Annotated in this window: 9 protein-coding genes; 3 read left to right on the top strand and 6 right to left on the bottom strand. The window is 66.3% G+C overall.

Annotation, left to right across the window (positions count from 1 at the left end; genetic code table 11):
- The first annotated feature begins 221 nt into the window (after positions 1-221).
- Positions 222-962 carry a GntR family transcriptional regulator gene (locus ASG92_RS10630; RefSeq protein WP_056627703.1) on the top strand — a complete coding sequence of 247 codons (741 nt, stop codon included), beginning with the start codon at positions 222-224 and terminating at the stop codon, positions 960-962.
- A 75-nt stretch (positions 963-1037) separates the two neighbouring features.
- A complete protein-coding gene (gene iolB, locus ASG92_RS10625; protein WP_056627700.1) occupies positions 1038-1940 on the top strand; it encodes a 5-deoxy-glucuronate isomerase in 903 nt (300 codons plus the stop codon).
- Positions 1941-1948: 8 nt separating this feature from the next.
- On the opposite strand, the gene ASG92_RS10620 is transcribed toward iolB, so the two are convergent.
- Together ASG92_RS10620 and ASG92_RS10615 are read right to left on the bottom strand one after the other, a co-directional pair.
- Positions 1949-2794: an aldo/keto reductase gene (locus tag ASG92_RS10620; protein WP_056627697.1), complete on the bottom strand. Its 846-nt coding sequence runs from the start codon at positions 2792-2794 to the stop codon at positions 1949-1951.
- Between the two features lie 33 nt (positions 2795-2827).
- Entirely contained in the window at positions 2828-4054 is a 1227-nt protein-coding gene (locus ASG92_RS10615) for an MFS transporter (RefSeq protein ID WP_056627693.1), read from the bottom strand.
- Between the two features lie 160 nt (positions 4055-4214).
- Between ASG92_RS10615 and ASG92_RS10610 the strand changes: the two genes are divergently transcribed.
- Positions 4215-4664 carry a MarR family transcriptional regulator gene (locus ASG92_RS10610; protein WP_056627687.1) on the top strand — a complete coding sequence of 150 codons (450 nt, stop codon included), beginning with the start codon at positions 4215-4217 and terminating at the stop codon, positions 4662-4664.
- 157 nt (positions 4665-4821) lie between these two features.
- Here ASG92_RS10610 and ASG92_RS10605 read toward each other — a convergent pair whose 3' ends face one another.
- From ASG92_RS10605 to ASG92_RS10590, 4 genes are all read right to left on the bottom strand, one after another.
- Positions 4822-6258, bottom strand: coding sequence for a sugar porter family MFS transporter (locus ASG92_RS10605; RefSeq protein WP_056627684.1), 1437 nt, complete (start codon positions 6256-6258; stop codon positions 4822-4824).
- Entirely contained in the window at positions 6255-7130 is an 876-nt protein-coding gene (locus ASG92_RS10600) for a sugar phosphate isomerase/epimerase family protein (protein ID WP_056627681.1), read from the bottom strand. Before ASG92_RS10600 ends, ASG92_RS10605 begins: the two co-directional genes overlap by 4 nt.
- Before the next feature lie 89 nt (positions 7131-7219).
- A complete protein-coding gene (locus ASG92_RS10595; RefSeq protein ID WP_056627678.1) occupies positions 7220-8233 on the bottom strand; it encodes a Gfo/Idh/MocA family oxidoreductase in 1014 nt (337 codons plus the stop codon).
- Between the two features lie 36 nt (positions 8234-8269).
- Positions 8270-9181, bottom strand: coding sequence for a sugar phosphate isomerase/epimerase (locus ASG92_RS10590; protein WP_056627675.1), 912 nt, complete (start codon positions 9179-9181; stop codon positions 8270-8272).
- Between the last annotated feature and the right edge of the window lie 24 nt (positions 9182-9205).

Genomic DNA, 9205 nt, shown 5'->3' with positions numbered 1-9205 from the left:
ATCGTCACCGCCGTGCCCGTAGCGGCCCGTGATTTCGCGAGCGTTTCTCAAATGAGGCATGCACCCCGTTTCGCGAGCACTATTGGTGAGTCTCGTCGACCCCTTGACCGCCCGCGGGTCACTGCTATTATCAGAAAGGCAGTATGTCCTATCAAGCGAACATGCACCGGACATACGAATTCCTGGACGCAGGACGGCCCGCACCACTAAGGGAGCACTCAATGGCGAACCAACTTCAACTCAGCATCGACAGGTCGTCGCCGGTGCCGCTGTACCACCAGGTGGTCCAGGGCATCGAGGCCGCAATCCACACCGGGCTCCTGGAGCCGGGCAGCCGGCTGGAGAACGAAATCGACCTCGCCGCCCAGCTGAACCTCTCCCGGCCAACCATGCGTAAGGCCATGGACGAGCTGGTCCGCTCCGGGCTGCTGGTCCGCAAACGCGGTGTGGGCACCCAGGTGGTTTCGAGCCAGGTCCGCCGCCCCCTGGAGCTGTCCAGCCTCTACGACGACCTCACCAACAACGGCAGCAAGCCCACCACCGAGGTCCTGACGTTCGCGCATGTCGAAGCCGACGACGCCACGCGGAAGGCGCTGCACCTCCCGGCAGGCGCGAAGGTCTACCACTTCACCCGTCTGCGTAAGGTCGGCGGCAAGCCCCTGGCCCTCATGGAGAACTGGGTCCGCGATGACATCACGCATATCGACGAGGAGCTGCTCGGTTCCCAGGGCCTCTACGGGATTCTTCGCAGCGGCGGGGTCAACTTCCGGCTGGCCACGCAGCGGATCGGGGCGATGGTGGCCAACGAATACCAGGCCCCGCTCCTCGAAGCCGAGCCCGGCTCCGCGCTGGTCACCATGGAGCGCACCGCCGTGGACGACACCGGCAGGAACGTCGAGACGGGCCACCATGTGTACCGCGCCGATTCGTACAGCTTTGAAATGACCCTTGTCCAGCGTTAAACGCATCCAGCGTTAAGCACATCCAGCGCTGGGCACAGGGCGCGCAACCGACACGATCTGAAAGAGAACACATTCATGGCCGATTGGGTATATCCGCTGGGCAGCGCAGCCGAAGGCTGCTGGGACGTTTCGCTGGGGACGTCGGACTCCTCACTCCGCGTGGACGGTTGGGCACATACGGGACTGAAGGTGGCAACGCTGGCCCCGGGTGCCGCCGTCGAACTCCCCGCCGCGGCCGAGGAACGGATCGTGATTCCGCTCAGCGGAGCCTTCACGGTGAGCGTGGACGGTGAGAAGTACCAGCTGGCCGGCCGCGCCGGTGTCTTCGGCGGCCCCACCGATGTGCTGTATTCCGGAACGGAAAAGGCAGTCACGGTCAGCTCGTCCGACGGCGGCCGGGTCGCCGTCGCCACGGCGCCCGCGAAGGTCCAGTACCCCACCCGCCTGATCACCGCGGCGGAGACCCCCGTGGAGCTGCGCGGCGCCGGAAACTGCTCGCGCCAGGTCCACAACTTTGGCACACCGGCGGCACTGGAGGCGGACCGCTTCATTGTGTGCGAGGTGATCACCCCCGCCGGCAACTGGTCTTCCTACCCTCCCCACAAGCACGACGAGGAGAAGGAAGGCGAGACGCGCCTCGAGGAGATCTACTACTTCGAGACGCGCGTGGCCGATCTTCCCGGCATTGCCGGCCCCGGGGAGGACGCTGACGCAATCGGCTACCAGCGGGTCTACGCCTCGGACGAGCGCCCCATCGATGTCGCCGCCGAGGTCCGCACCGGCGACGTCGTCCTGGTCCCCTACGGCTGGCACGGTCCGGCGATGGCCGCGCCCGGCTACGACTTGTACTACCTCAATGTCATGGCCGGGCCCGGCCGCGTCCGCGACTGGCTCATCAGCGACGACCCCCACCACGGGTGGGTCCGCCAGAGCTGGGAAGGCCAGGACGTGGATCCCCGGCTGCCGTTCGAAGCGTAGCGTCCCGCTTACCCGTTGAATTCAGCCGGGTGCGGGCCGGTCCGGCCGTCGCGCTCGAGGGCATCGATGGCCGCCAGCTCGGTGTCCGCCAGCTCAAAGCCGAACACGTCCAGGTTCTCGCGGATCCGCGCCGGAGTGACTGACTTCGGGATGATGATGCGGCCCTGCTGCAGGTGCCAGCGGAGGATCACCTGCGCGGGCGACACACCGTGTTCCGCGGCGATTGCGGTGACGGCCGGCTCCCCCAGCACGGCACCCTGCGCCAGCGGACTCCACGCCTCCGTGGCAACGCCGTGGGCCGCGTTGGGCCCGGCGACGTCCCGCTGCTGGAGCGCCGGATGCAGCTCCACCTGGTTGACCGCCGGGACGGTTCCGCCCAGGCCGACCAGTTTCTCCAGGTGCTCCGGCAGGAAGTTGGAGACGCCGATCGCCCTGACCCGGCCGTCCTGGAGCAGCTTTTCCAGGGCCCGCCAGGATTCGAGGTAGCCGTCCGTGGCCGGGGCCGGCCAGTGAATGAGGTAGAGGTCCAGGTAATCCAGGCCGAGCTTGTCCAGGCTCGATTCGTAGGCGGCAAGGGTGGCGTCATAGCCGAGGTCGGCAACCCACACCTTGGACGTCACGAACAGTTCCTCGCGGGCTATCCCGGACTCTGCCAGGGCCCGTCCGGTTCCCGCCTCGTTCCCGTAGATGGCGGCGGTATCGATGCTCCGGTAACCGGCGGCAAGGGCTGCGCTGACCGCGGCGGTGGTGTCGTCGTCGGACACCTGGAAGACGCCGAAGCCGAGCTGGGGCATCCTGACGCCGTTGTTGAGCGTGACGGCGGGGATCGGGGCGGCGGTGTGGCTGGTGTTCATGGAAGGCCTCTCCTGTTGTGGTGTTTGGCTGGATCAGCGGACGGCCGGCAGTGCGGGAGCGTGGGCGTCCGAGCCGACGGAATCTGCGGGAGCGTTGGTGGAGCGTGGAGCGGCGGCGCGGGCCTTGGCCGCGGCGAAGGCCATGACGGCCAGGCCCAGCAGGGTGATGCCGGCCCCGGCCCAGATGGGCGAGGTGTAGCCGAGGCCGGCGGTGATGGTGACGCCGCCCAGCCAGGCGCCCAGGGCGTTGCCCACGTTGAACGCGCCGATGTTGGCGCCGGACGCGAGGGTGGGGGCGCCGTCGGCGTATTTCATGACCCGCATCTGCAGGCCCGGCACGGTGGCGAAGCCGAAGCCGCCCATCAGCACCATGGAAGCAATGGTGAGGGGCTGGTTGGCGGCCGCCAGGGCGAAGGCCACGAGGACCAGCACGAGGACCGACAGGACGACGAGAAGGGTGCGGTCGACGTTCCGGTCGGCGGCCTTGCCGCCGAGCGTGTTGCCGATGAAGAGTCCTACGCCGAACACGATCAGCAGCCAGGGGACGGTGGAGGCGGAGAATCCGGAGATCTCGGTGAGGGTGAAGGCGATGTAGGTGAAGGCGCCGAACATGCCGCCGTAGCCAAGGATGGTCACCAGGATGGACAGCCAGACCTGGCCTGAGCGGAACGCCCGCAGTTCGCTCCGCAAACCGCCGGGCGCAGTGTCGCCGTGGCCGGCCTTCGGCACGAGGGTCAGGATGCCGGCAAGGGCCAGTACGCCGATGCCTGTGATGGCCCAGAACGTGGAGCGCCAGCCGGCTGCCTGGCCCAGCATGGTGCCGAAGGGAACGCCCAGCACATTGGCGGCGGTCAGGCCGGTGAACATGATGGCGATGGCTCCGGCCTTCTTGGTGGGGGCCACCATGCCGGCGGCCACAACCGCGCCGATGCCGAAGAAGGCGCCGTGCGCCAGGGCGGCCACGATGCGGCCGATCATCATGGTCCAGTAGTCGGGGGCCGCGGCGGAGATGAGGTTGCCGGCGATGAACAGAACGAGCAGGACGGCCAGCACGGGTTTCCGCTCGAAACGGGTCACCGCGGCGGTCAGCCCCAGTGCTCCGACCACGACGGCGAGCGCGTAGCCGGAGATCAGCCAGCCCGCCGAGGCCTCGCTGACGCGGAAGTCCGCGGCCACGTCGGGCAGCAGGCCCATGATGACGAACTCGGTGAGTCCGATGCCGAACCCGCCGAGGGCGAGGGCAATCAGGCCAATAGGCATGGAGGAGCTCCTTAGGAAACTGTACGGAATGGGGTGGGGCGCGTACGCTAGTAGTTGCAGACGCGTTATTTATTGTTGCACAAGCAGATACCACGCGCAAGCAACTAATTATTTAAGCTGCCCCGTTTCAAATGCCGGGCATGCTGAAGGAGGAAGAACGATGGGCATCAAGGACGACGCCGTGGAAGTGCGCGCGCAGGGCTGGCGGACCCTTGCGGCGCTGCACGGGCTGATCGAGGCGGAACTCGAACGCTCGCTGCAGGCCGGGGCGCAGCTGTCCGTCGTGGAGTACACCGTGCTGGATGCGCTCAGCCGGCAGGACGGCTGGCACATGCGCATGCAGCAGCTGGCACGGGCAACCGCGCTGAGCGCGAGTGCCACCACGCGGCTGGTGAACCGGCTGGAGGACCGCGGGCTGCTGACGCGCATCCTGTGCGCCGACGACCGCCGCGGCATCTACACCGAACTCACGGAAAGCGGGATCAAGCTGCTGGAGGAGGCCCGTCCGGTCCACGACGCAACGCTGGAGCGGACCCTGGCCGAGGCCCAGGAAGTCCCCGAGCTGGCCCCGCTTGTGGACGCCCTCCCCCGGCTGCACGCCCGCCTCTAACGGGTCACCGCCTGGACAGCTAAAAAGTGGACAGCCCAAAAAGCCCCGCCCCATGACAACCCAACTGACTCGCATTAGGGGTCGTTATGAGGGCTCATAACGACCCCTAATGCGAGTCAGTTGGGTGATGCGGGGCGGGGCTTAAATGCGGGCGGGGCTACTTCGCGGCGAGCTGCTTGAAGTAATGCTCCAGGTCCTCGAGGCTCTTGCCCCGGGTTTCCGGCACCACGCGCTTCACCCAGACGATGGCCGCCAGCTGGATGGCGACGAAGATGAAGAACGTGGCTGAAACGCCAATCCAGGCGACCATCTGCGGGAAGAAAAAGCCGATCAGGAAGTTGATCATCCACAGCACGAACACGCAGATGCCCATGCCGATCCCCCGGACGTGCAGCGGGAAGATTTCGGACATCGTCAGCCACGTCACCGTGCCGATGCAGGACTGCATGGACGCCAGGAACGTCACCATGAACAGCAGCACGAGGTAGCCGCGGAAAGTGCCTTCCGGGACGAGCATCGAAATCAGGCCGATGGCCAGCAGCGAGGACGCCGTACCGCCCAGGCCCACCATCAGCATCGACTTCCGGGGCACCCGGGTCATCAGGGACATGCCGACGATGACGGCGACCACGGAGGTGACGCCGTTGACGACATTGGCGAGCAGGGCGCCCTGGTCCCCGAAGCCGGAGCTGGAGAGGATGGACGTACCGTAGTACATGATCGCGTTGACGCCGCTGATCTGGTTGATGATGGCCATGCCCAGGCCAACAACGAATATCCGGCGGATCCAGGGAACGGTGAGGTCCCGGAAGGTTCCGAGCTTGGATTGGTAGTCTTCCTTGGCGGCCTGCCGCACCTCGTCGAACTCGGTTGAAATGTCCTCCGACGCGCGGGTCTTCCGCAGCACGTCCAGGACCTCGCCGAAGCGTCCTGCCGACGCGAGCCAGCGCGGGCTCTCGGGCAGGACCAGCATTCCGAACCAGAGCACGACTGCCGGCAGGGTGGCGATGACCAGCATCCACCGCCACACGTGGGAGGCCTCCGGGAAGGCGTTGCCCAGCACGGCGTTGAACGTGAACGCCAGGAACTGGCCCGTGACGATCATCAGCTCGTTCTGCGTGACGATCCGCCCGCGCTGGGCCGCCGGCGACATTTCCGCAAGGTACACGGGGACGATCACCGATGCCCCGCCGACCGCCAGGCCAAGGAGCGTGCGGGCAGCGATGAGCAGTTCCGTGGTGGGCGCAATGGAACAGGCGACTGTGGCCACGGCGAAGATCAGGGCGAGCCCCATGATGGTCCTGCGCCGGCCGAAACGGTCCGACAGCCGGCCGGCCGTGATGGCTCCGAACGCCGCGCCGAACAGCAGGGTGGACGTGACCAGCCCTTCCGTCAGCGGCGTCAGCCCAAGGTCGCGCTGCATGAACGGCAGCGCACCGTTGATCACGCCGGTGTCATAGCCGAACAGCAGTCCGCCAAAAGTGGAGAACAGGGCAACCCGCCGCAAGAACCCCTTGGGATTGGCGGCAGCGGCCGCCCGTACCGGGGACCCCGTCGTCGAAGGGCTTACGAGGGTGTCTTCCTGTTGCCTCATACACTGACCTTCTGCACGTACTGCTTCATCGCCTCCAGCTGATACTTCGAGACGTCCTGGGCGTTGTCGTCTTCCGCAAAGACGCTGGACACCATGACGGAGTTGTCCCTGTCGAGGAAGCCGATCTCCTTCAGGCCGCCGAAGAACTCGTCCCAGTTGACGTCGCCGTCGCCGATCTTCAGGTGCTGGTGCACGCGCACGGGATTGCCCGGCGGGTTGGTGATGTAGCGCAGGCCGTGCGAGGCATGGTGGTCCATGGTGTCCGCGACGTGGACCAGGCGGAGCTTGTCCCCCGCAGCGCGCATGATGTCCAGCGGCGCGTTCTTCATGTGGAAGCTGTGCGAGGCCACGTAGACGAGGCCCACGTTCTTGGAGTTCAGGCCCCGGATGACGCGGATGGCGGCAAGGCCCTCTTCCACGAAGTCGTCGGGGTGCGGATCGATCAGCAGGTCGATCCCTTCGCGCTCGATGGTGGGCAGCAGCTCTTCCATGGAGCGGTAGAAGGCGCGCTCGGATTCCTCCGCCTTTTCCGGGCGGCCGCTGAATTCCGTGTTCATGGTGCCCACGCCCAGGTCCACCGTGATCTGGATGGCGCGCTTCCAGTAGCGGACGGCCGCCTCGCGGGCGTCCTCGTCCGGACCGGACCAGCGCAGCACCGGCAGGACTGAGGCAATTTCGATCCCGGCATCCCGGCAGGACTTCTTCAGCTGGCCCACGAGCTCGTCGTCGGCCTTCGGGTGGTTGTAGAACGGGATGAAATCGGCGTGCGGCGTCATCTGCATGTACTTGTAGCCGAGGTCCGCCACCACCTTGGGGAATTCCAGCAGGCTGTGGCTGTGGTGGAAGGGCGTGGGATCGAGGGCAATTTTCACGGGGCACTCCATTGTGGATCAGTCAGTTTGTGCAAAAGGACCGGAATGAGGGGAAGGGCCCGGCCAGGACCGGCCCCTTCCCGTCGTTCTCAGCTGTAGAGGGCGGGCTTGGAGTTCAGCTTTACGGCGACCTTTTCGCCGTTCTTCTGCGCCTCAACACCGGCCTCGCAGCAAGCAGCGGTGGCGTAGCCGTCCCAGGCGGTGGGGCCGCCGATCTCACCGCGGAGGGCAGCGTCCACCCAGGCCTGGATTTCGACGTCGTACGCCGCGCCGAAGCGCTCTTCGAAGCCGGGGGTGACGTTGCCGCCCCAGCGGCCGGCGCTGCGGGTGTACGGACCCTTGTCGCCGCCGATGTTCACGATGCCGTCTTCGAACGAGGCCTGCGTGCCCACCTCGTAGCCGAACTTGGCGTTGACATAGATCTCGACGTCGGCCAGGACACCGGACTCGGTCTCGATCAGGACGTGCTGGGGATCGTGCTGGCCGGCCGGGGCGTTCCTCGTCGCCTTGCCCAGGCGGACCTGGACGCTGGTGATTTCCTCGCCGGTGAAGAAGCGGATGGCATCGAACTCGTGCACCACCGAGTCGTTGATCAGCATCTCGTTGGTGAAACCCGCGGGGGTGGTCGGGTTGCGGTGCTGGTGGTGGAGCATCAGCAGTTCGCCGAGCTCGCCGCTGCGGATCATGGAGCCGAGGGCGGCGTATTCGGCGTCGAAGCGGCGCATGAAGCCCACCTGGATGCGCTTGCGGCCCAGTTTCTCCTCGGCCTGGACGATCTTCCAGGACGACTCTGCGTCCGGGGTGAGCGGCTTCTCGCACAGGATGGGGATGTCCTTCGCGATCGCCTTGAGCAGGATGTCCTCGTGCAGGAAACCGGGCGTGGCGATCAGGACGGCGTTGACGTCGCCGTTGTTGAGGGCCTCTTCGGCATCGGCCAGCGCCACTGCGCCCGGGATGCCTTCGATGGCGGCCTGCGCACGGGCGAGGTCGACGTCGACGACGGCGGCGACTTCAGCGCCGTGGATGCGCTTGCTGAGCCGCTGGATGTGGTCCGCGCCCATGCGGCCGGCGCCGATGACGGCGACGCGAAGGGTTTCAGTCATTGTTATTTCCTTACGTTTCGGGTGCCCGGGCGGCAGTTAGTTGACGGCGGTGCGGGAACCGCAGGACAGCAGGTAGTTGCGGGTGCGCTTGGCGATCGGCATGGGAACGTCGAAGGCCACCGGGTACATGTCCTGTTCCACGATGCCGAAGATGGGGCGGTTCAGTGCCTCCACGGCTTCGATGACGGCGCGGAGGTCAGGCAGCCCGTTCGGCGGTTCGGTCATGACGCCGGCAAGGTTGGCCGCGGCCCAGGTCATGTTTTCCTCGTTGACCTTCTTGAGGATGTCCGGGTTGATCTGCTTCAGGTGCAGGTAGCCGATGCGGTCCGGGTAGTTCTTGATCAGCTCCAGGCTGGAGGCTCCGCAGTATTCGGCGTGGCCGGTGTCCAGGCACAGGTTCAGGTATTTCGGATCCGTGGCGGCCAGGAGGGTTTCGATGTCTTCCTGGGCTCCGACGTGGGAATCGGCGTGCGAGTGGAACTGCTGCTTCAGGCCGAAGTCCTCCATCAGGGTCTTGCCCAGGCGGTTGTGGCCGGCGAACAGGTCGCTCCAGGCCTTCTCCGTGAGCTGGCCGCTTTCCACCGCTTCGCCGGTGACGTCATCGCGCCACATGGCCGGGATGACCACGATGTGCTCGCCGCCCATGGCCGCCGTGAGCTCCGCGACCTTGCGGGCCGGCTCCCAGGCCGTCTCCCACTGGTCCAGGCCGCGGTGGAACGCGGTGAACACCGTTCCTGCGGTGACCTTCAGGTCGCGGGCCTTGAGCTCGTCGGCCAGCCGGCTGGGGTCGTTCGGCAAGTAGCCGTAGGGGCCCAGTTCGATCCATTTGTAACCGGATTCGGCCACTTCGTCGAGGAACCGCTCCCACGGCGTCTGCTTGGGGTCATCCGCGAACCAGACGCCCCAGGAGTCCGGCGCCGTGCCGATGATCAGCTTATTCTCTGCCATTTCCATTCCTTCTCATCGATTGCT

Source organism: Arthrobacter sp. Soil736 (assembly GCF_001428005.1).
Taxonomy (GTDB): Bacteria; Actinomycetota; Actinomycetes; order Actinomycetales; family Micrococcaceae; genus Arthrobacter.
This window is presented reverse-complemented; position numbering and strand designations above follow the sequence as displayed.

What these genes read in the sequence shown, in the direction of transcription:
- ASG92_RS10630 (WP_056627703.1), top strand. Translation starts at nt 222, where the DNA reads ATGGCGAACCAACTTCAACTCAGCATCGACAGGTCGTCGCCGGTGCCG.
- ASG92_RS10595 (WP_056627678.1), bottom strand. Translation starts at nt 8,233, where the DNA reads ATGACTGAAACCCTTCGCGTCGCCGTCATCGGCGCCGGCCGCATGGGC.
- ASG92_RS10615 (WP_056627693.1), bottom strand. Translation starts at nt 4,054, where the DNA reads ATGCCTATTGGCCTGATTGCCCTCGCCCTCGGCGGGTTCGGCATCGGA.
- ASG92_RS10605 (WP_056627684.1), bottom strand. Translation starts at nt 6,258, where the DNA reads ATGAGGCAACAGGAAGACACCCTCGTAAGCCCTTCGACGACGGGGTCC.
- iolB (WP_056627700.1), top strand. Translation starts at nt 1,038, where the DNA reads ATGGCCGATTGGGTATATCCGCTGGGCAGCGCAGCCGAAGGCTGCTGG.
- ASG92_RS10610 (WP_056627687.1), top strand. Translation starts at nt 4,215, where the DNA reads ATGGGCATCAAGGACGACGCCGTGGAAGTGCGCGCGCAGGGCTGGCGG.
- ASG92_RS10590 (WP_056627675.1), bottom strand. Translation starts at nt 9,181, where the DNA reads ATGGCAGAGAATAAGCTGATCATCGGCACGGCGCCGGACTCCTGGGGC.
- ASG92_RS10620 (WP_056627697.1), bottom strand. Translation starts at nt 2,794, where the DNA reads ATGAACACCAGCCACACCGCCGCCCCGATCCCCGCCGTCACGCTCAAC.